This window comes from Syntrophomonas zehnderi OL-4 (assembly GCF_000983115.1).
In the GTDB taxonomy this organism is placed as follows: domain Bacteria; phylum Bacillota; class Syntrophomonadia; order Syntrophomonadales; family Syntrophomonadaceae; genus Syntrophomonas_B; species Syntrophomonas_B zehnderi.
In genome coordinates this window covers 1-22351 of the sequence record NZ_CGIH01000039.1, presented here as the reverse complement: position 1 = coordinate 22351, position 22351 = coordinate 1, and the positions used below count along the sequence as shown (strand labels likewise).

The 22351-nt window shown below is 44.3% G+C and carries 19 protein-coding genes and 1 pseudogene; 19 read left to right on the top strand and 1 reads right to left on the bottom strand.

Annotated elements, in window-relative coordinates; all coding sequences use genetic code 11:
• Positions 1-4 precede the first annotated feature (4 nt).
• From AAV90_RS11230 to AAV90_RS11145, 19 genes are all read left to right on the top strand, one after another.
• Positions 5-580 (top strand): hypothetical protein, encoded by a 576-nt coding sequence (locus AAV90_RS11230; protein WP_046499123.1) that lies wholly within the window; start codon positions 5-7, stop codon positions 578-580.
• Positions 577-3045: a glycosyl hydrolase family 18 protein gene (locus AAV90_RS11225; RefSeq protein ID WP_046499122.1), complete on the top strand. Its 2469-nt coding sequence runs from the start codon at positions 577-579 to the stop codon at positions 3043-3045. The genes AAV90_RS11230 and AAV90_RS11225 overlap by 4 nt, the downstream gene beginning before the upstream one ends.
• An 87-nt stretch (positions 3046-3132) precedes the next feature.
• Positions 3133-3552 carry a phage holin family protein gene (locus AAV90_RS11220; protein WP_046499120.1) on the top strand — a complete coding sequence of 140 codons (420 nt, stop codon included), beginning with the start codon at positions 3133-3135 and terminating at the stop codon, positions 3550-3552.
• Entirely contained in the window at positions 3549-4553 is a 1005-nt protein-coding gene (locus tag AAV90_RS15625; protein WP_046499118.1) for an N-acetylmuramoyl-L-alanine amidase, read from the top strand. Before AAV90_RS11220 ends, AAV90_RS15625 begins: the two co-directional genes overlap by 4 nt.
• Before the next feature lie 53 nt (positions 4554-4606).
• Positions 4607-4825 carry an SHOCT domain-containing protein gene (locus tag AAV90_RS11210; RefSeq protein WP_014256645.1) on the top strand — a complete coding sequence of 73 codons (219 nt, stop codon included), beginning with the start codon at positions 4607-4609 and terminating at the stop codon, positions 4823-4825.
• A gap of 61 nt (positions 4826-4886) precedes the next feature.
• Positions 4887-5144, top strand: a complete 258-nt coding sequence (locus AAV90_RS15805; RefSeq protein WP_479725406.1) for a recombinase family protein — start codon at positions 4887-4889, stop codon at positions 5142-5144.
• A gap of 4 nt (positions 5145-5148) precedes the next feature.
• A complete protein-coding gene (locus tag AAV90_RS11205) occupies positions 5149-6456 on the top strand; it encodes a recombinase family protein (protein ID WP_479725405.1) in 1308 nt (435 codons plus the stop codon).
• Positions 6456-6911: a recombinase family protein gene (locus tag AAV90_RS11200; protein WP_046499112.1), complete on the top strand. Its 456-nt coding sequence runs from the start codon at positions 6456-6458 to the stop codon at positions 6909-6911. Before AAV90_RS11205 ends, AAV90_RS11200 begins: the two co-directional genes overlap by 1 nt.
• Entirely contained in the window at positions 6874-8442 is a 1569-nt protein-coding gene (locus tag AAV90_RS11195; protein WP_046499109.1) for a recombinase family protein, read from the top strand. The genes AAV90_RS11200 and AAV90_RS11195 overlap by 38 nt, the downstream gene beginning before the upstream one ends.
• A gap of 287 nt (positions 8443-8729) precedes the next feature.
• A complete protein-coding gene (locus AAV90_RS11190; protein ID WP_046499107.1) occupies positions 8730-9368 on the top strand; it encodes a TetR/AcrR family transcriptional regulator in 639 nt (212 codons plus the stop codon).
• A gap of 2 nt (positions 9369-9370) precedes the next feature.
• The gene (locus AAV90_RS11185) at positions 9371-10069 is read left to right on the top strand and encodes an ABC transporter ATP-binding protein (RefSeq protein ID WP_046499105.1); all 699 of its coding nucleotides are present in this window, start codon (positions 9371-9373) and stop codon (positions 10067-10069) included.
• A gap of 29 nt (positions 10070-10098) precedes the next feature.
• Positions 10099-12309 carry an ABC transporter permease gene (locus tag AAV90_RS11180; protein ID WP_242847552.1) on the top strand — a complete coding sequence of 737 codons (2211 nt, stop codon included), beginning with the start codon at positions 10099-10101 and terminating at the stop codon, positions 12307-12309.
• Positions 12310-12506: 197 nt separating this feature from the next.
• Positions 12507-13130 carry a TetR/AcrR family transcriptional regulator gene (locus tag AAV90_RS11175; protein WP_046499102.1) on the top strand — a complete coding sequence of 208 codons (624 nt, stop codon included), beginning with the start codon at positions 12507-12509 and terminating at the stop codon, positions 13128-13130.
• Positions 13131-13145: 15 nt separating this feature from the next.
• Positions 13146-14045: an ABC transporter ATP-binding protein gene (locus tag AAV90_RS11170; RefSeq protein ID WP_046499100.1), complete on the top strand. Its 900-nt coding sequence runs from the start codon at positions 13146-13148 to the stop codon at positions 14043-14045.
• A gap of 1 nt (position 14046) precedes the next feature.
• The gene (locus tag AAV90_RS11165) at positions 14047-15645 is read left to right on the top strand and encodes an ABC transporter permease (protein ID WP_046499098.1); all 1599 of its coding nucleotides are present in this window, start codon (positions 14047-14049) and stop codon (positions 15643-15645) included.
• 734 nt (positions 15646-16379) lie between these two features.
• Entirely contained in the window at positions 16380-17531 is a 1152-nt protein-coding gene (locus AAV90_RS11160; protein WP_046499096.1) for a DUF3798 domain-containing protein, read from the top strand.
• A gap of 64 nt (positions 17532-17595) precedes the next feature.
• On the top strand, positions 17596-19179 hold the full coding sequence (locus tag AAV90_RS11155; RefSeq protein WP_046499094.1) for a sugar ABC transporter ATP-binding protein: 1584 nt from the start codon (positions 17596-17598) through the stop codon (positions 19177-19179).
• A complete protein-coding gene (locus tag AAV90_RS11150) occupies positions 19172-20203 on the top strand; it encodes an ABC transporter permease subunit (RefSeq protein ID WP_046499092.1) in 1032 nt (343 codons plus the stop codon). Before AAV90_RS11155 ends, AAV90_RS11150 begins: the two co-directional genes overlap by 8 nt.
• Positions 20200-21270, top strand: coding sequence for an ABC transporter permease subunit (locus AAV90_RS11145; RefSeq protein WP_242847551.1), 1071 nt, complete (start codon positions 20200-20202; stop codon positions 21268-21270). The genes AAV90_RS11150 and AAV90_RS11145 overlap by 4 nt, the downstream gene beginning before the upstream one ends.
• 38 nt (positions 21271-21308) lie before the next feature.
• Here AAV90_RS11145 and AAV90_RS11140 read toward each other — a convergent pair.
• Positions 21309-22103: pseudogene (locus tag AAV90_RS11140) on the bottom strand (PLP-dependent cysteine synthase family protein); the annotation flags it as partial.
• Between the last annotated feature and the right edge of the window lie 248 nt (positions 22104-22351).

Genomic DNA, 22351 nt, shown 5'->3' with positions numbered 1-22351 from the left:
AACTATGAAGTTTTCAAGGTTTGCAGAAACCATACAATTAAAAAACAATAATCATGTGGTGAGCGTAACTGTGACACTCAAGATTTCCGACTGTAACGGAATTATCTATTTCACCGACCTGCAGCTTCAGGATGGAGATCAGTTGACAGGCTATACCGTCCACACGAGCAAAATGCTAACGAAAATGCAGGAAAACGGGCAGCCAGTTCCGCCCCGGCATTATAACGGTGTGGTGCGAACAGCGGAGACTGTAATTTTATTCAACCTGGGTAAAACTTCTGCTGGTCTTGACTGCTATATCTATCCTATACAGGATATGGCCGCAGGAAGTATTGAAATATCCCAAGGTATGGGCGCGCATAAGGTAAGGTTTCTTGACTCGGTTAACGCAGGCGATGAGCTGACACTCAAGGCTTCCACCCGCCAATGCCTAAAAAACGGAAGTCAGACTCCTAAGGATGGGTTTTATCAATATTCTGCGGCATGGGACAGCAAACATACAGTGAAACTGGAAGAGAGAAAATCGGCGCGGGTGCTCTTTGAATTTCAGGAGATGCAGGAAGGCGGTGACCGGTTGTGAGGGATTTTTTAAAAGGTAAGCGGTGCATGGTGTGGAGTTTTATGGGAAATGCCCGAATGTATGAAGCACTTAGAGACTATGGTGACCGCTTTGATACGGTAGGCATTTTTACTTTTGAGGTTGACGCAACAGGCACAATTACTGAAACCGGTACCAGCATCAGCAGCATGCTTCCGTATATTCAGAAATGGTCTCATATTAAGTGGCTGCTCACTATTATGAATCATGGAATAGCCAATATTTTTACTGCACTTCGCAACAACGAAAACGGTGCAAAGGATAAGTTTCTCACTGAAATCATCCGAATAATGAACAAGTATCCATGGTGCGCTGGGGTAGATATTGACCTTGAGCGCGGTGGAGGTTATGAAAATAAGGATGCGGCGAATGCTTTATTTAGGGATATATACAATACAGTTAAATCTTATGATGCAACAAAGCTTGTCAACATCTGCCTGCCGGGTATGACCGGCGTTCAAGGCTCGGTGGGCGGTGAAAACTGGTGTGTTTATGCCGATCTTAACGACTATTGCGATACCGCCGCCATCATGAGCTATGGCATGGCATGGGCGGGCTCTGCTCCCGGCCCGGTATCTCCTCGTGACTGGCTTGAGGGCATATATGATTATGCTGTTTCCGTTATGTCACCCGACAAGATATTCATGGGATTGCCTGCTTATGGTTGGAACTGGAGGATTCATGATACACCTGAAAACCTTGGAATAACCTATCGAGGAGTGTCTAATACCTATTATGCGGCAAAATACTGGATGACTGGAGTTTACAATTTCACAGGCGATGCACCGCCCCAGCCGTTTATTCCAATTGTGGCTTACTGGGATGACTATAACAAAGTACCTTGGGCTCTTCCTCATGTATATGACTATATGGAAGGATGGGATGCTGTATCCTGGGAATATCCGCTGCTAAAAGGGGTTTATAACAGGCGAAGATATTTGACAAGCTATGGCAAGGAGCAGAAAGCGGAGTTCGGAACCGTTTATATTGACAGGAACGGAGTTCCGGATGAATACGAAGGAAATGTCATTATTACTTATGAGATGGCCTCACTTGGAGATGACCAGGCATCAGCAGAGTACCGTTTTGAGATAAGAGAAGCGGGATATTACGATATTGCAGTACAGCTTTGCTTTCCTTACTGGGACAAAAATGCGATTATCGTTTCCCTTGATGGTGAATCAAAGACTTTCAGCGAGAACCGTTTATGGTGGCCATACTGGAGAAGAGTTTGCTGGTTGACACTTGCAAAAGGTGTATTTCTCCAAGAGGGAACGCATGCTGTCAGCATAAGCGGTGGTGTGCCGGGAGTCCAGTTTTACGGTTTTAGGGTTTGCAGTGGATTTTCGGAGTATCCCTTTGCCGGTGAAGCCAGCTTTATGCTCTCTCCTCGTCGGTTCAAGGATGTAAATGGTGTGATGGTTGAGCCGGATCGAGGTTTTAAACTGACCTTTGAAATGTTGCGAAGAAAACCCGACTCGGCGCTTATTTGGTATGAGGATTTTCGGGACAGGAACATCCTGCCTGAAAATTACTGGACTGTGTTGGACGGCGAATGGGATGTTTGGCAAGATCCAAACAGCACAGAAAGTCGCCCATATTCCCAACTCGAGGGATATGGCAAACTTGCATGGAAATACGACGGGTTTTCCGATATCCATATCCGGGCAAGGCTGGCTTTCCCTCAAAATAGCAGTGGACGGGCTGGGGTGTTCCTTGGGGATATTTTCTGCTGCTTAAATTATGACACGCAAAGAGTCGAGCTTTATCAAGGTAATTCCTTGCTTGGCAGCTACTCCGCCAGTTTCTCAAAAACTGCAGATGCCGATCTTCGTGCTAATCCGAATATGTATACTATAGAGATGCGAAAACGCGGCAATAAGGTAAGAGTATATTCTGGTGCAGCTTCAACCCTGCGTTTCACAGTGAATGTAATCGGTGGTAGTGGTTATGCAGGGTACTGCTCGGACAACCGGACGGTATGCGAGCTGCTGCGGCTGGGCGATGCGTGGGTATATGAACCATACGAGCGTTTTGATGTGGAACTTCCGGATGGAACTATAACCGGCTTTGGCAGGCTTGCTCGCACTGGTGTCACGTGGGATGATGAATTTCAGGTGTTTTCAGTAAATAGCGATGTGGAGGAATCGGCAACTCGCAATGAGGACATTTCGATGGACTATGATTTTTTCCACTCGCAGCTTTTGACGCTTTCCTGCGGTAATGACTATGAAGTAAAAATTATACCAAAAGACATCAATATCTGGATATCCCGACTTTTTCTCGGAGATGCGGATGGTTTTTCTATTCTGTATTACCAGGATGTGGATAGCCTTGTTTACTGGGCAAACGAAGCGGCTTATCGATGGAAATTGCGAGGTATAGCCATCTGGTCGCTTGGGCAGGAGGATATGCGGCTGTGGGAGGCGCTTCCGAAGCAAATGTAGTTTAAAAGTTTTATATATTCAGCGCTTTGCTTTAAGGCAGGGCGCTTTTTTATATGCAAAATTCAAGTTGAACGGAGGGTTAAGACAATGAAAACGGTATGGAACTGGGTACAGGCGCTTTTTACTGCTATTGGCGGATTTCTTGGCTGGTTTCTTGGAGGGCTGGATGGATTTTTATATGCACTCATCGCTTTTGTGGCCATTGACTATGTGACCGGCGTGATGTGTGCCATTGTAGACAAAAAGCTTTCGAGTGAAGTCGGAGCCAAGGGCATCTTTAAGAAGGTACTTATTTTTGTACTTGTGGGTGTGGGACACATAATCGACAGCCAGGTGCTCGGCAACGGCGGGGCAATCCGGACAGCAGTGATTTTCTTTTACCTGAGTAACGAGGGAATTTCAATTCTTGAGAATGCAGCACATATAGGACTGCCCATTCCTGAAAAGCTGAAGAACGCATTGGAACAACTGCATGGCCACTCAAATGAGGAGGATGAAAAGAAATGAAGCTTTTTACTAAATACATGACGCGAAACGACTGCTATACGGCAGGCCGGAAAATAACGCCTAAAGGAATCATGGTACATTCGACGGCTGTGCCGGGTGTAATGGCGGCTGAGTGGTTTTCCCGTTGGAACAAATCTTACAAGGCCGGCGAAATAAATAGGCAGGTATGTGTTCACGCTTTTGTAGACGATAAAGAGGTTTGGCAATACCTGCCTTGGGATCATCGCGGGTGGCATGCGGGAGGAGCAGCCAACAATACCCATATTGGCTTTGAAATCTGTGAGCCTGCTGGGTTTTCGTATAAATCCGGGTCGGTAATGGTGGGTTATGATCCAGCAAAGCAGGAAGATTATTTCCGTAAAGCGTGGCAGAACGCGGTTGAACTCTGCGTTATGCTCTGCAGGAAGTACAGCCTTAATGAAAATGACATCATCTGCCACTCTGAAGGGTATAAGCTCGGTATTGCCAGCAACCATGCTGATGTGATGCACTGGTTTCCCAAGCATGGGGAGAATATGGACACTTTCCGTAAAGCAGTAAAAAAAGCGCTGGAGAACAGTACAGATATCAATACTGATATTGGAATTGGAGATATGGTGGAGTTTAAGGTCAGTGTAAAGAATTACTACCCCGGCAGTGTGGAAGTTCCAACGTGGGTCAAAAATGACTATTACCACAGGGTCACACAGACTTTATACAAAGGCAAGCCGGTCATAAAAGGCGGCAAAGAATGTGTTTTGCTTGGCAAAAAGGTTAAGAAATCCGGCGGTCAAGAGATTGCAGGCATAAACACTTGGGTAGCAAAAGAAAACCTTGTAATTGTAAACAGCATTCCTGATAACAAGTGCAATAGAACCTATACAGTGCAAAAAGGCGATACCTTATGGAGAATAGCGGAAAAAGAACTCGGTAGAGGAACAAGATATCCGGAGATTAAGAAACTCAATGGCCTGACTTCAGATACTATTTACCCCGGACAAGTTCTGAAATTGCCGGAATAACGATAAAGGACAGCCAATCGCGGCTGTCCTAAGTTTTTATAGGAGGTGCTTGAATGATAGAAGCGGCTAATCATTTACCATATAACCCGCAGGAAACGAACTATACAAAGATAACGCAGGAGGAAATTCAAAGAGAGGTAGATTACTGGCGGGCATATAAAATCCTGCAAAAGATGCTTAAAGCGGGACTGATTTCAGAGGAGGAATTCGACAAAATCGACAAGTTAAATCTTAAAACTTTTTCTCCAATGTACGCACAGCTTATGGCCTAATTAGCTTGCTATTAGCGGCACACAGAGGTAACATGTCACATGCCCAAAGGAGGTGAAAACAGTGAGAAAGGTAACAAGGATTGATGGGAACAATGCTCTTCAAGCTTTCAAACCAAAGGTAAGAGTGGCAGCTTATTGCAGGGTTTCAACCGACAGTGATGAGCAAATGGCAAGCCTGGAAGCACAAAAGGACCATTATGAATCCTATATAAAAGCAAATCCTGATTGGGAATTTGCAGGGATTTACTATGATGAAGGCATTTCAGGTACAAAAAAAGGAGAATCGGACTGGACTTTTGAGACTGCTTGCAGATTGTGAAAACATGAAAATTGACTTTATTATAACCAAGTCAGTCAGCAGATTTGCCAGAAACACAACCGACTGTATTGAGATGGTGAGAAAACTTACCGATCTCGGTGTTTTCATCTATTACGAGAAAGAGAATATAAACACACAGCGCATGGAAGGCGAATTGGTGCTGACAATTTTGAGCAGTCTTGCAGAAAACGAGTCATTATCCATTGCAGAAAATAGTAAGTGGTCTATCAGACGTAGGTTCCAAAACGGAACATACAAAATTTCGTATCCTCCCTATGGTTACGATTATGTGGATGGAAAGCTATTTATCAATAAAGAACAGGCTGAAATCGTAAAGCGGATTTTTTCCGAGGCTTTGGACGGTAAAGGCACACAGATAATTGCAGATGGGCTAAATTCGGATAAAATCCCAACAAAGAGAGGTTCACACTGGACAGCGACAACTATCCGCGGCATTTTAAGCAATGAAAAATATACTGGGGATGTCCTTCTGCAAAAAACCTATACAGATGAGAATTTTAAGCGGCATTATAATCGTGGGGAAAAAGATCAATACATGATAAAAGATCATCATGAAGCCATTATATCCCATGAGGAATATGAAGCCGCCCAAGAGATATTAAAGCAAAGAGGAAAAGAAAAAGGTGTAATTAAGGGAAGCAGCAAGTATCAAAAACGCTACCCTTTCTCTGGGAAAATCAAATGCGCAGAATGTGGCAGCAGTTTTAAGCGTCGAATTCATGGCAGCGGTGACCGTAAATATATTGCATGGTGCTGCACAAAGCATATAAAGGACGCATCAAGCTGTTCAATGAAGTTTGTCAGAGAGGATGCGATCCATCAGGCCTTCGTTGTAATGATCAATAAGCTTATTTTCGGTCATAAGTTCATTCTAAGACCATTGCTACAAAGCTTAAAGAAGACAAATTACTCAGATAACATAACAAAGATTCAGGAGATGGAAACAAAAATCAAAGAAAATACAGAGCGAGTTCAGGTGATTATGGGTCTTATGGCCAAAGGATACCTGGAACCCGCTCTTTTTAATACACAGAAAAATGAGCTGCTCAAAGAAGCAGCCATATTAAAAGAACAAAAAGAAGCCATAAAACGCGCAATCGATGGGAGTCAGACTATCCTTGTTGAGGTTGAGAAGCTTCTTAAATTTGCAACGAAAGCTGAAAAGCAGATTGATGCATTCGATATCGAAATATTTGAGGATTTTATTGAAGAAATCATTGTGTTTTCACAAGAAGAAATAAGTTTCAAAATGAAATGCGGGTTGAACTTAAGAGAAAGGCTGGTGAAATAATGAGCCATATACCTTTTGGATATACCATTCAAAATGGCAGGGCTGTCGTTAATGAAAAGGAAGCGATTATGATTAAGAAACTATTTGAAGTTTATCTTTCCGGGCTTTCTTTAAGCGAAGCGGCACAAAAAGCGGGTATTAAGCGTTACCACACATCTGTTGCAAGAATGCTGGCAGATAAACGGTATGTTGAGGACAAATTTTATCCGCCAATTATCAGCAAGGACACATTCGAAAAAGCACAACTGGAAAGACGCAGGCGAGCAGAGGCACTTGGTAGGATTTATGAACATAAAGGAAATGAAAAGAAATGCATGAATTTTAGGTTTCATGCTTCAATGCCAGATAATCTATACGATGATCCATTTCAGCAGGCAGAGTATGCTTATAGTCTTATTAAGAGCGAGGTGATTTTAGATGACAAACAGGAATGTTACGGTAATTCCCGCCCGTAAGCGAATTGGAAATAGTGCAAAGGCCGAGGAAATGCCTAAGCTTCGAGTAGCAGCTTACTGTCGTGTTTCTACGGACAGCGAGGAACAGGCAACCAGTTATGAAGCGCAAATTGAGCACTACACAAACTACATCAAAAGCAATCCCGAATGGGAGTTAGCAGGCATATTTGCAGATGAAGGTATTACCGGAACTAACACAAAAAAGCGTGAAGAGTTTAACCGGATGATAGAAGAATGTATGCAGGGTAAAATCGATATGATAATCACAAAATCTATCAGCCGGTTTGCAAGAAATACGCTTGACTGCCTAAAGTACATAAGGCAGCTTAAAGAAAAAAATATTCCGGTTTACTTTGAAAAGGAAAATATAAACACATTGGATTCCAAAGGGGAAATCCTTTTGACCATTATGGCTTCTTTGGCGCAGCAAGAAAGCCAATCGTTAAGCCAGAATGTAAAACTGGGTATTCAGTACCGGTATCAGCAAGGAAAAATTCATATCAATCACAACCGGTTTCTTGGCTATACAAAGGATAAGGATGGTAACTTAGTTATCGTACCTGAAGAAGCGGAGATCGTTAAACGCATTTACAGAGAATACCTCGAAGGTTCCAGTATGCTACAGATAGCAAGAGGTTTGGAAGCTGACGGAATATTGACAGGTGCAGGCAATCCAAGATGGCATACCAGCACCATCAATAAGATTTTGAGGAATGAAAAATATATCGGTGATGCGCTGCTACAGAAAACCTATACAGTAGATTTTTTATCGAAGAAAAGGGTACCCAATAACGGTATTGTTCCGCAATACTATGTAGAAAACAGCCATGAGCCTATAATCCCGCGTGAAATTTTTATGCAGGTTCAGGAACAGCTTGTTAAAAGAAGATGTGTGCATATAAGTAAGAACGGAAAGAAGAGAAACTATAGCAATAATCATCCTTTATCACAGATGGTCTTTTGCGGCAACTGTCATGAAATATTTCGAAGGGTTCATTGGAATAACCGAGGAAAGAAATCAATCGTATGGAGATGCGTCAGCAGATTGGAAAACACCGGTTTATTTTGTACCGCTTCCACTATACTTGAAGATACGCTAAAAGAGAAAATTGTAGAAGCCATCAATGTAGCGGTCAGCGGAAAAAACTCTTTTCTGGCCATACTGAAGAAGAATATTGAAACCGTATTAAGCGAGGATTTGGATGAGAGTACAGCAGATATTGATAAAAGGCTGGAAGAACTCCAAACCGAGTTGATCCAAAAGGCAAATTTAAAGGAAGAATACAATAATATTGTAAATGAAATTTATAGGTTGCGAGATTTAAGGCAAGAAACACTTTCAAGAAACGCTCTCCGCCAAGATAAGCGGGATCGGATTGATGAGATGACGGACTTCCTTAACACGCAAACTGGTGATATTACGGAGTTTGATGATAAACTGGTCAGAAAACTGGTTGAAAAAGTAACGGTATATGATGACAGGATAGTGGCTGAGTTTAAGTCTGGGTTAGAAATAGAAGCAAAACTATAGGCTTGTAATAAGATGGCCACCAGTTGAGAAGAAAATCTTCTTAATTGGCGGCATTTTATTTTATACAAATGTATAAACAAATATAGCAGTGTCTATATGACAGAATCATAAAATGTTGTTTTTAAGACTTGATCTGGTAGCATGCCACAGGCAATGAAAGTGATTAGATAATAGCAAACAGTAGTGATTATAGATTTTTTCCATACCTATTGACATTATGACTCCAAAGTCATAAAATATGACTATGAAGTCATAATCTGCGATATATAGTACAGGAGGGGTAACCATTGCCTAAAAGAACCTTTATCCGTCTGGACGAAGATAAAAAAGAAAGGGTGATGCGTGCAGCAATTGGGGAATTCCAAGCTCGAGGCTATGAAGATGCGAAAATAGAAGATATCGCGCAAAATGCAGGAGTTGCTAAAGGTAGCATTTATCAGTACTTCGAAGACAAAAAAGATTTATTTTTATATTCCGTGACATGGACGATAGAGTATTTTATGAAGATGATCGACAGGCAAACTCCGCTTAAGGACATGGATATCTATGAATATTTTCTTTCGGGGAGCCGCGAACGTTTTGAAATGATAAGAAAAGAACCTTTATTGGTTTCATTCGCCATTGACTTTACCCAAGGCAAGTATGGCGGTCTGGCTGAAGAAATAAGCAGGGAATTAAAACAGGTTGGTGAGCAATATGAGCTTAAATTGATTGCAAACGGTAAAAAAAGAAGAACGATTCGGGACGACATGGACGACAAATTGCTTTTGCTGTTCTTTCAAGGGGTAACAGAGAAATTTACCATGCGTGTTATGGAGATGGCTAAGAATTTTAAGTATGAACCTACTGAAGAACAGCTTTTGGAAATGAAAGGCCTGATTGAGAGCATGGTTCTGTTATTAAAACAAGGTATGGGGAGGAATTGACAATGTTTATTACAGTTGAAAACCTGAAAAAAAGTTATCTGATGGGCGAAAGCAAAAACGAGGTGTTAAAGGGTGTCAGCCTTACGCTTGAAAAAGGAGAAATCGGGGTGATTCTCGGCCCGTCAGGTTCGGGGAAGTCTACGCTGATGAACATTATCGGCGGTGTTGACCATGCGGACAGCGGCAGTGTCCATGTGGACGGTGTGGAGATTACTGCTCTTGATGACGATGCACTGACGGATTACCGTAGGAATTCGGTTGGTTTTGTCTTTCAGTTTTATAATCTCATTCCCAATCTGACGGTGGCGGAAAATATCGAGGTGGTTTCCAACATATCAAAATCTGCGCTAAATACAGATACAGTGTTGGAGGCCGTTGGTCTGGAGGAGAAAAAAAGAAGCTTCCCCAAACAGCTTTCCGGAGGAGAGCAGCAGCGCGTATCTATCGCTCGAGCCATCGTGAAAAATCCGAAGCTTCTGCTGTGCGATGAGCCGACCGGAGCGTTGGATTATGAAACGGCGCGCGGTATGCTTTCCCTTCTGCAAAAAATAAACAGTGATTTTGGAACGACAATCCTGATGGTCACCCACAATACCGCCATCTCAGGCATGGCGAACAAAGTTTATAAGCTGCGTGACGGAGAGATCGTAGAAACCATCCGGCATGATGAGACGGTCGCAGCAGAAAGGATTGAATGGTAATGGCGCTGTTTAAAAAAGTAATACGATCTATGCTGGAGCATAAGGCACGTTACATTGGCTCCATGCTTTTGCTTATGATCAGCAGTATGATGTTCGTCATGGCGAGCAATACGTCTATTAATTTGGAAAAAGCGTTTAAGACATTTTCTGAACAGAATGTTTTATCCGATGCGGAATTCTCTGTCGATACCGAAATTGACACTAATGCGATCGGTGAGAAATTCAACGCGAAGGTTGAACTTGGAGGTACAGCGGATTGTGAGGTAAAACCGGGTCAAAAACTACGGGTATTTGCTATGATGAATGAAGTTAATATCCCCGCAGTAGAAGAGGGGTCTTTATCCGGTGCTTCAGAAATCATGCTGAACCGCTTATTTGCTGAAACAAACGGTTATGGGATCGGCGACACCATTACTGTTGCGGGTAAAGAATTTACTGTTTCGGGCTACTGCCTTTTGCCTAATTTCATCTATGTGGTTGAATCAAAGGAAGTTATGATGAACGATCCCAGCACCTTCGGCGTAGGTGTAATCAGCAAAGCGGAATTCAATACCTTGCCGGATCGCCATTATGTTTATGCCCTTCGTTTTAACGAAAGAGATAATATTCAAACTCAGGAAACGGCAGTAAAAACCGAATTGCGTTCCCAGGGAATAACAATAACCAGTTGGCAGAGCACCGACAAAAAAATAAATGTATCTTACGTGCCCATGGAAGTCGGTGTACTCTCCAAGGTGAGCGTCGCTGTCCCTTTAGTTATGCTTTTACTTACCTGTGTTTTACTTGGGATGCTAATGTGGCGAATGATCAAGGGTGAATCGGTTCTTATCGGGACATTTTATGCACTTGGCTATCGTCGAAAGGCTTTACGCCGCCATTATTTAATGTTTCCACTCTTAGTATCTGCCATCGGTGCAGTGGTCGGTTCCGTATTGGGGATACTCCTGACGGACTTGATGTTTAAATTTTTACTGACGGCTTTCCCAATGCCAGTTCAGGAAACGATATACAATAATTGGCTGATTGTATTCGCAGTTCTCTTTCCAATTACAGTTCTTTGTGGCGTTACTTTAGGTATTATAAGTAAAGTATTGAGAATCCCTGCGGCAATCCTGATGAAAGGCAGAGAAAGCCAAAAGAAGATAAATCTCATCGAGCGGAAACTGCGGCTTGAGCGACTGAAATTTAATACAAAATTTCAAATCAGGGAACAGGTCCGCAGTTTATCCAGAAGTTTCTTTCTGTTGTTTGGGGTTGTTGTAGCCACAATGCTTATTTTATACGGTTTTACAATGAAAAGCTCTGTGGACTATATGCTCCATAAGGGCATAAAGGAGATGTACAATCTCAAATATGAATACGTTTTTACGTCGGTCAAAACCGGCGTGCCGCCTACAGGAACCGAGCAGTTTAATGCGGCCTATGTGAGCCTTGTGGAAAACGATGATACAAGCTTTTATGTTGTCGGTACATTACCTGATACGGAAAGGATAAGACTGAAAGACTCATCAGGACGGCCAATCAAACCGGAACAAAACATTGTTACTCTGCCGCTGGCGCAAAAGTTAAATTTAAAACCGGGCGATAGGGTGACGGTATTTAACACCGAAGACGGCAAAGAACGTACGTTTATCGTTGAACAAGTGGCGGATACTTACGCCGGTGAGTTTTTGTTTATGCCTCTAGACCGATTTAATACCGAGTTTGGGCTACCAACGAATGCTTACATCGGCATTTGGAGTGACGAACCGCTGACATTTCCACAGGGAGAAGTACAGAGTACAAAATCTATAGATGCTATTGTTGCAGGCTTTGGACACCTGATTGACCAAATGGGTCCGATGATTTACGGCTTAATCTTCGCTGCTTTTATCGTCGGTCTGATTATCATATACATTGTGACCGGCTTGGTGGTGGAAGAAAGCCGAGCCAACATCTCTTTAATGAAAGTATTTGGCTATAGGAAAAAGGAAATCAACAGATTAATATTAAGCAGCAATACAATTATTGTAATATTAGGTTATTTGCTTGGCATACCTGCTTTGCTGGGAACCGTAGGAGCACTGTATAACTCCCTCGCCGACACTCTGCAAGTCGTATTGCCTGTTAAGCTTAACTTCTGGTATATGCTTTTAGGTTTTGTTATCGTGATGCTAACGTATGAGGTTGCAAAGCTAATGTGTAGAAAAAAAGTTGCTCGTATTCCAATGAGTGAAGCGTTGAAGGTTGGGATGGAATAGAAAAGTCTTTATACTCCTGCATAGTCATAATATTGATATGTATAACCTGCCATTTTTATAGAAACGGCAGGTTTTCTTTTTAGGTTTGAGATGGTGTTTTTTCAAATGAGTGTTGACCTATCAGGTAAATAAGTGTATAATGAAATTGACCTAATAGGTAAATGACCTGACAAAAGAATATTAAGAAGGTGATTGAAATGTTTTCAAAATTTTTAAGTTTAGAACCTGAAAGGCGGAACGCAATTTTAAACGCAGCGTTGAGGGAATTCGCCAGCAAGGGTTTTGATGATGCGTCGACCAATGTAATAGCTAAGGAGTCTGGCATCTCGAAACCGTTAATGTTCCATTATGTAAACAATAAAAAAGATTTCTTTCTCTTTCTTTACGATTATTGTTTGGACATTCTGGAGAGAGAATATTTTGATCGGATTGACTTGCACGAGAAGGATATTTTTGAACGGCTGCGGCAAACTTGTCTGCTTAAAATTCAGGTAATGCAAAAATATCCGTGGATTTTTGATTTTATAAGGGTTGTGGTTTTTACTGATTCCGATGAGGTAAAGGATGAGCTGAAGAAAAGGCGTAAAATGGTAGAAGCCAGCATTTTTGAACGGTTTTATGGTGATATAGATACATCACGCTTCCGCAGCGAGCTGGATGTAGAGAAAGCAAAGCAACTGATCTTCTGGGCAGTAAGCGGATATGCGGGTGAAATACTTGAGCAGTTTCGAAGTAACGATGCTCCCGCTTATGATTTTGAAAAAATTCGTGCTGAGTTTGACGATTATCTTAACGAGTTACGAAAAACCTATTATAAATGATTGGAGGGTATTGTGATGAATGTAATTGAAACAAGAAAACTTACGAAGTCCTACGGCAAGCAGGAAGCTTTACACGGAGTTGATTTGACTGTAAGACAAGGCGAGGTGTATGGATTTATCGGCCCCAATGGAGCAGGAAAATCCACAACCATCCGAATTCTTTTAGGGATGCTGCGTAAAAGTGGCGGAGATGTAAAACTTCTGGGTGGTGACCCTTGGCAGGATGCTGTTGCTCTTCATAAGAGGCTTGCTTATGTGCCGGGAGATGTAAATTTGTGGTCTAACTTAACCGGCGGTGAGGTAATTGATTTTTTAGGCCGCTTGCACGGTAAAATAAATCCTGCACGCCGCAAAGAACTATTAGATAGATTTCAGCTTGACCCGAAGAAAAAATGCCGCGATTATTCCAAAGGAAACCGTCAGAAGGTGGCTTTGATCTCAGCCTTTCTTTCCGATGCGGAACTGTTGATTTTAGACGAACCTACAAGTGGCCTCGATCCTTTGATGGAGCTTACTTTCCAGGAATGTATTTTCGAAGCAAAGAAGCAGGGGAAAACTGTTTTTATTTCCAGCCATATTCTTGCTGAGGTAGAAGCACTCTGTGACCGGGTTGGGATTATTAGGCAGGGGAAAATCGTTGAATCGGGAACTCTTGAAGAACTGCGTCATTTGACACGCACAACCGTGACCGTAGAGCTTGCGAAGCCAGTAAACTTAGACCAACTTCAGGGTGTTCACGATATATCTCAAAAAGAAGGCAAGTGGCGCTTCTCGGTTGATGCTAATGCTATGGAGACAGTGATGAATGCCCTTGCACCAATGGGTATCAAGTCGCTTACTGCGGAACCTCCCACCCTTGAAGAACTGTTCATGCGTCACTACGGAGATAAGTTTGAGGGAAAGGAGTTGAAATGACATGAAACAAAATCATTTTGCCGGTACAGGCAAGCTGCTTAAGCTTTATCTGCGACGAGACAGAATTATTCTGCCTATATGGATATTGCTTGCCTTGATGTTGATTAACGGTCAGGTGTCTTTTACGAAAGCTATGCCGGATTGGCAGATGTTTATCAACGAACTGTCCGCAAGCCCCATTACCTCTGCTATACTTGGACCTATTGTTCCTTTAAGCATAGAAGGTGCCATCCTGTGGCGGGGTCTGCTGCAGGCTATCATAACAGTTATGTTCGGAGCGTCGCTTACGGTGATTCGACATACCCGTACGGAGGAAGCATCTGGAAGAAATGAATTGATCCTTGGAAGACCGGTAGGAAGATACGCCAATCTATCGGCAGCTCTGATTCTTTCCTGTGGGGGAAGTCTATTGGCTGGCTTACTGACTGCCGTATTCTTGATGAGTAACGGCTTCGCAGGGAGCGGTTCGCTACTGGCTGGACTGACCCTTGCCGCCTCCGGATGTTTCTTTGCCGGAATCGGCGGATTATGCTCACAGATTTTTGAGCACAGTGGAAGCGCAAGAGGGTGCGTATTTGGTGTATATATGTTGACCATGGTTGCCATGGTTCTTAATAATATAGGTGGCGGTTACACCGGCTGGGCTTGGTTTGCCCCCGAAGCATGGTTCCGTATCACTCTTCCCTTTGGGGGAAATCATGCGTGGAAATTGTTGATTTTTATCGTGCTCTCCGCTCTGCCGATGGTGCTTTCCTATATGCTGCTTGTTCGCCGTGATATGGGTGCCGGACTTATCGTACGGAAAGAAGGTTCGGCTGACGCACCTCCTCGTTTCAACTCTCCCATGGCCTTGGCCTGGCGGCAGCAAAAAGGCAGTATTCTGGTCTGGGCAATCGGTATGGCTTGGCTTGGAGGAATTATGGGTATGGGTACGCCTAATGTATCCGAAGCTATCAGTTCTTCCTTTGCTCATATGGATACAGAATGGGCATCTGCTATAGTAAAGTTAGGAAATCAGGAAGGTTTCATGGCCATTCTAATCTACATGTTGGGATTGATGGGTGGCTTGTCCGTTTTTGCAATTACGGTGGTACAGCGTCTGCGGCGGGAAGAAAAAGAGCACTATGCCGAGATGGTGTTATCAAGACCCGTAAGCTGTTCCAATTGGATGGTAAGCTATCTGGCAGTTGCTTTCGCAGGCAGTGCATTAATACTTCTTGTCCTTGGTTTGGTTTCTGGACTAGGATGGAGCGTTGCCTCGGGAGAGTTCAGTCATTTTCTCCGCGTGTTAGGTATGAGTCTTTCAAAAATTCCTCCCGTCTGGACAATTATCGGCATTGCTGCTTTGCTATACGGTTGGATACCTCGTATCGGTTCAATTCTCAATTGGCTTATATTGGGTATATTTATCTTCATTGAAATGCTTTGGGAAGTCGGAATCGTTGGATGGTCTGCAATGCAATGGACATATTTTGCCTATGCCCATTACAGTATCCCAATCCATGAGCTATCAATCGTACCACTGATTGTGTTAACAGTTATTGCAGCAGCACTTACATGGTTAGGGGTTATTGGGTTTAAGCGTAGAAGCATTGGTTGAAGAATGATTTTGTTGATGATTTCTTTTGAAAAACAGAGTGGCTATTTTATTTATGAGTACGCTGATTTGACAGTGTACTTTCCTTTTCTTACAATAAACTGCTAGTGAGTATTTATAAAAATGTTCATTATGATAATAAATTGATATGTTTCCGCGAACGTTGGTTTTCAGAAAAAATGCTAAAAATCCATTGACATGTTCCCGTAAACGAAAGGTGCAAAAAATCAGCCCAAGACATCAATCCGAGCGGCTCGTGCCACGTGGAGTGCGTGGTATTGATGTCAAGGGTGGAGAAATAGGGCTATTCAAAACACTGATAAATAAAGGGTTTCCTGACATTGAACTTTTCTCACGGCTACTTTGCCGAGGATGTTAATGTCGGGAAACCCTTTTTTTTGTTTGCGGTAAGATATCCAATGCCCTGAAAGTGATAGGGTTGAGTTGACAGATTAGATAACACTTGAACATCTCCTTGTTTTTTGTTCTGGTAATTGTATCATCTTGAACAGAGGTGATGTGTGCTGTTTTTTTAAACGCTAATTCTAACTGCCCGTTTAAAATGCGGTAATTCAGGGAAATTAACTTGTTAATATATAACATTTTGTAATTAGACGGATGAAAAAAATAAATATATAATTGATTTTATATGGGGAATATGGAAAAGGTTAGCTCAGGAGGAGGAGAAAAGAAAAAATCAGTAGAGATTATTTAAAGTTGATGAGGAGGCATTTGTATTGAAAAGGTATATTTTATTGCTACTGGCGGTCATATTAACGGCCGGCTGTGTAAGCGGTTGTGGGAGTCAGGCTACTTCGGGCAAGAAGTCCTCGGATAAGGCTGAAATTTACAAGATCGGCATCGTGACCCCAACGTTGTCCACCAGCGAAGATGAATTTAGAGCTGCGGAAAAGATGGTCAAGCAGTACCCGGGGGTGGTCAAGCATATTACCCTGCCGGAGAATTTTGCCACCGAGATTGAAACCGGGCTGAGTCAGATTACCTCCCTAGCGGATGATCCGCAAATGAAGGCTATTATTGTGGTATCCGGGCAGGCGGGCTTGTTACCGGCGCTGCAAAAGGTGGAGGAAACCAGACCTGATATTATTACCATGACTGCCCCGATCTGGGACGATCCGGCGTTGATGTCGAAATACGTTGACTTCAACCTGGATACAGATTGGGTAAAAAGAGGTCAGGCCATCGCCACCCAGGCGCACGCCATGGGCGCCAAAACCATGATTCACTATTCGTTCCCCACCCATTTGGCTAAGGAAGTCATTGCCCAGAGAAAAGACGCCATGCAGAAGACATGTAAAGAACTGGGCATGCAGTGGGTCGAGGTGGTTACGCCTGATCCGCAGACCGGCAATGGTACCGGACCGATGCTACAGTTCCTGAGAGAGGACATTCCCCGCCAGATCGGTAAATACGGGCCTGATACAAATATATTTGGCAGTAATTGTCCTATGTACGATGTCATCATTGATGAAGCTTTCAAATTAAAATATATGGTAGCGGAACAATGTTGTCCCACGCCTTTGCAAGCGTACCCAACGGTACTGGGCCTGGAAATTTCCGAAGCGGACGCCTGGAATTTTGACAAAGTCAACGGAATGATATCGAAAAAAGCTGCCGAAAAAGGCATGGCCGGCAGACTGGGCGGATGGCCCATGCCAGCCACGGTTTTCATGCCGCAATACGCGGTCGAGCTGGCCAGGAAAATGATTGAAGATCCCGGCTTCGATTACAAGAAGGTTGACAACCTGAACAAGTTTGCCCAGGATACCTTCGGCTGCGGGGTTAGCTTCAGCAAATTTAAGGCCAAAGCGGACGGGTCTGAGTTTGACAATTATGCGGTCATGATAATGGATACGATTTTATATTAGATATTCCCCGCGGATCATTTAGGCTGTCTTGTGCGAACTGCCTGAATGAGATATGGAGCAGGCAATGGAAAACATTTTGCAAATCAGCCATCTGAATAAAAGCTATAATGGTATTCCCGCTTTAAAAAACGTCAACCTGTCGGTCAGGGCCGGGGAAATACACGGTCTGGTGGGGGCCAACGGCTCAGGCAAAACCACCCTGATGAATATCTTGTTCGGACAACCGGTAATACATGAGACGGGCGGGTATCAAGGTGAAATTGCTTTTGCCGGTCGCAGGATAGAGTTCAAAAACTGTTCGCAGGCGATCTCCTGCGGTATCGGTATGGTTCATCAGGAGTTTGCCCTGATCCCTGATTTGACAGTGGCCGAAAATATCAAATTGGGACGTGAACATACCCTGGCCTTTACGGATCGTTTGCTGGGTCGTCAATTTTCCTATATAGACAACCGGCATGACCGAGCCAGCTCGTTGCAGGCCTTAAGGAAACTCGGTATTGAGCTTGATCCAGATATAAAGATCATGGATCTATCCATTAACTTAAAGCAATTTGTGGAAATTGCCCGGGAGATAGACCGGACTGATCTGCGGCTACTGATTCTGGACGAGCCCACTGCGGTTCTTAGCCAAGACAATAGCTGGATGTTATTGGAAATATTGCGGGAAATGTCCGGGCGGGGGATTGGGATTCTGTTTATTTCCCACCGTTTGGAAGAAATACAGGCGGTTTGTGATCGGGTAAGCGTGCTGCGGGACGGGGAGCTGGTTGCCCGGTATGAGAAGAATCACATCCATATAAACCAACTTGCCCGGGATATGATCGGTCACAGCGTTATAAAAGCAGCGGCCGGAAAGAGGAAAATCGAGGCACGCCCTCTTATTACTTTCCGGAAGTTTTCCGTGGCTATGCCGGGGGAAGAGATCAAAAACCTGGACTTGAACGTATACGAAGGTGAAATAATCGGTCTGACCAGTTTGCCCGGACATGGGAAGCTGGCCCTGGGCTACGGTATGATGGGTCTGTATCCGGTCGCAGGTGAAGTCTGGTTTAACAATGAAAGAATAGTCCGTATGGATGCCATGGACAATATTGTCAAAGGTATATACGCATTGCCCGATGACAGGCAGGGTCTGGGCATCCTGGCGGATCAGTCCCTGGAAAACAATATCGTCTTTACTGCTAACCAGGCTAAAAATATGTTCAGTCGGTCATCCCTTTTCCCTTTTTTGAGCATGCTGGATCATCGTCGGACAGTCCCGCACGTTGAAAAAATGGTTCAGGATTTTGACATAAAATGCGCCTCCTTTAAACAAAAGGTGAGAGAACTAAGCGGAGGCAACCAGCAGAAGGTATGCATTGCCAGAGCTTTAACGGCGGAGCCCCGGCTTCTGTTTGTGGCCGAACCCACCAGGGGGGTGGACATATCCGCCCGGGAGAAAATACTGAGCATGCTGATCGAGATAAATCGCACCCGGAATATGACCATTGTGTTCGCTTCCAGCGAATTGGATGAATTGCAGCGGGTATGCGACCGGATTGCGGTGATGGTGCAGGGGAAGATTTTTAAAATCCTCTCTCCGGACTCGCCGGAGGTAGATTTTGCCCTGGCGCTGTCAGGGGAAACAGGGATGGACGATGATGTTTAATAACCTGATAAAACTGCCGCAGCTCATCATCAGCGTCTTTTTACTGGTCTTGATCGCCGTTGCTTGGCTGCTGCAGATGGATATGGCGACCTTATTCAACGAGTCCCTGGTGAAGCTGGTCATGAACGGCGTGCTGGTGATGTCGCTTATCCCTATGCTGAATGCGGGTGTTGGGCTGAATTTTGGCCTTCCAGTGGGGATCATCGGTGGGCTGCTGGGCATGTGCCTGGCGGTGAATTTCAGGATGACCGGGTTTTACGGTTTTTGCATGGCGCTGCTGTTTAGCCTGGCAATATGCGCGGCACTAGGGTTCATATACGGACTGATCTTAAACCGAGTTAAAGGCCGGGAAGAAATCGCCGGCACTTTTATCGGCTTTTCCTTTATACCATTTATGAACTTTTTTTGGACACTGGTGCCCTTTCAGAACCGGGAAATGCTTTATCCCATCGGAGGTCAGGGATTAAGACCCAAAATCAGCCTGGAGAATTATTTTAATCATATTTTGGACAACTTCTGCGTAATCAGGTTAGGGGATTTGGAAATTCCGGCAGGCTTGCTCGCTTTTTTTGCGCTGCTTGGTTTGTTCCTTTATTGGTATTTCCACACCAAAGTCGGGCGCGCTATCATTGCCACGGGGGAAAACGAGGCTTTTTCAAAATTGTCGGGGATAAACATATCCAGAACCCGCTTGACAGCTGTCATTATTTCCACAGTAATAGCCGGGGTCGGTATTTGCGTTTACACACAAAGCTACGGCTTTATCCAGCTTTATGATGAGCCATTGTCCATGGCTTTTCCAGCAATTTCTGCCATATTAATCGGCGGCAGCACCGGCAAAAGGGCTTTTGTCTTCGAGGCGGTATTGGGCACTTATCTGCTACAGTCCATATACCTTTTGACCGTGCCCGTTGCTAACCAACTTCTAATTCCTGAATTGACCGAAATACTAAGGAGTTTTATTACTTACGGCATTATTCTTTATGCTTTGTTGGTAAGGGAAACACGGAGGGATTGTCGTTGAAAGCAAAAGCACCGCTCAATTGCTATTTTAACCACGAACGTATCGTTCCGGCCGTTTTCTTGGTACTGTCCTTCTTGGCCTGGCAAATTTCCGGGCTTACCGGCAGCTTCGTTTTGAACCAGGTGATCACCAGGTTTATCAGAGACGGGCTGCTGGTGCTGGCCCTAATTATCCCGGTGGTAGCCGGCATGGGCCTAAATTTTTCCATTACGGTGGGGGCCATGGCGATTCAGACCTCGTTACTGCTGGTGATCGCTTACAACATTGAAGGCGTTCCGGGGATCTTGCTGGTCATGGTGATCGGCATATTTTTATCTGTCCTGCTGGGCTATGTTCTGGGCCGGATACTGAACCGGGTCAAGGGGAAGGAAATGATCACCACGATCATAATCGGTTTCTTTGTCAACAGCATCTACCAGCTCATATTTCTGGTGGGTTTCGGTACGGTCATTCCAGTCTTCAACCAGGAAATCATTCTCACCCGAGGCATCGGAGTGAGAAATACGGTTGACCTGGGCATGTACCGAAACACCATCGACAAGCTCTGGCTGTTTAGCATCGGAGAAATTCAGATCCCCTTGTTCATGATCCTGATAGTGCTCTTGTTCGCCGGGGGGATTTATTATATTTTGCATACCCGCTTCGGCCGGCAGGTTCAGGCAGTGGGTTCCGCCGCTGAGACCTGCGCCGTTCTAGGCATCGATACGGACAGGGTCAGGATCAAGGTTATGATCCTGTCGACTGTGCTGGCGGCGCTGGGACAATTCATATACCTACAGAATATCGGCATGTTCGATGTCTACACCGCTCATCTGAACACGGGCATAATCTCCTGCGCGGCGCTTTTGGCCGGCGGCGCAAGCATCAAGAGCGCCAAGGTAAGACAAGCGCTGCTGGGCATTTTTTTATTCCACACGCTGTTTATCGTCTCGCCCCAGGCTGGACAGCATCTATTTCGCAATGCCGCTCTGGGCGAATACTTCCGCAGTTTCGTGGCATACGGAACCATTGCTTTGGCCTTGATCGTAAACGTCGGGAACGAAAACAGGCCTATTCAACGAAAATAAATTAACCCAGAAATCTGCCGGAGAACTTTTAAGGTTCGCTAATCAACGGGAGGCTGTTGAAACAGACCCATACTTAAGTACTTTTCTCCCCGGTCGGGAAACACTACTACGACAAAGCCTTCTTCCATGTCTTTGATACATTCCAGTGCAGCCATCATGGCTGCGCCGCTGCTCATACCTACAAAGATGCCTTCCTGCGCTACGATCTTACGGGCCATCGCAAAAGCATCCTCGGATTCGATCATGACCCTTCTGTCGATCTGGGAAGGGTCGTAGATTTCCGGGACGATGGCCTCCTGCATATTTTTGAGGCCTTGGATGTAATGGCCTTGTACAGGATGGGCTTCCACGATCTGAATAGCGGGGTTTTTGGCTTTCAGCCCCATTCCTACTCCCATAATGGTTCCGGAAGTGCCCAGGGCGGAAACGAAATGGGTAACCTGGCCGCCGGTGTCTTCCCAAATTTCATTGGCAGTCGTTTCATAATGGGCCAGTTTGTTGTATTCATTGGAAAACTGGTTGGGCATAAAGTATTTATCAGGATGGCTTAGGCACAGCTCATGGGCTTTCCTGATGGCTCCGTCCGTGCCTTGGGAAGCATCCGTAAGCGTAGTCCTGGCTCCGAAAGCTTCAATCATCTGACGGCGTTCCACGGAGACCGCTTCGCTCATGACAATTTCCACCTCATATCCTTTTACGGCGCCTATCATGGCCAGTCCTATCCCCGTATTGCCGGAGGTGGGCTCGATAATTGTTTTTCCGGGAGTGAGGGTACCGTTTTCTTCCGCCTGTTCAATCATTTTTATGGCAATCCGATCTTTAATGCTCCCCGTGTAACCGCTAAACTAAATTGGACAGAAAACAACAAATAAGAATGAACAGTATTTACCACAATCCTCCAAAAAGGCTATGATTGAGCTGGAAATAAAAACAGCTTTGATCATAGCAGAGGAGGAAGAAATGAACGTAGCAGAAGGGTGGAATATGTATTTAGATATCCAGGACCTAAAAGCCAAACATTTTAACATAAGTCAGATATCCCGGCGTTTGGATCTATCCCGAACAACAGTGTATAAATACC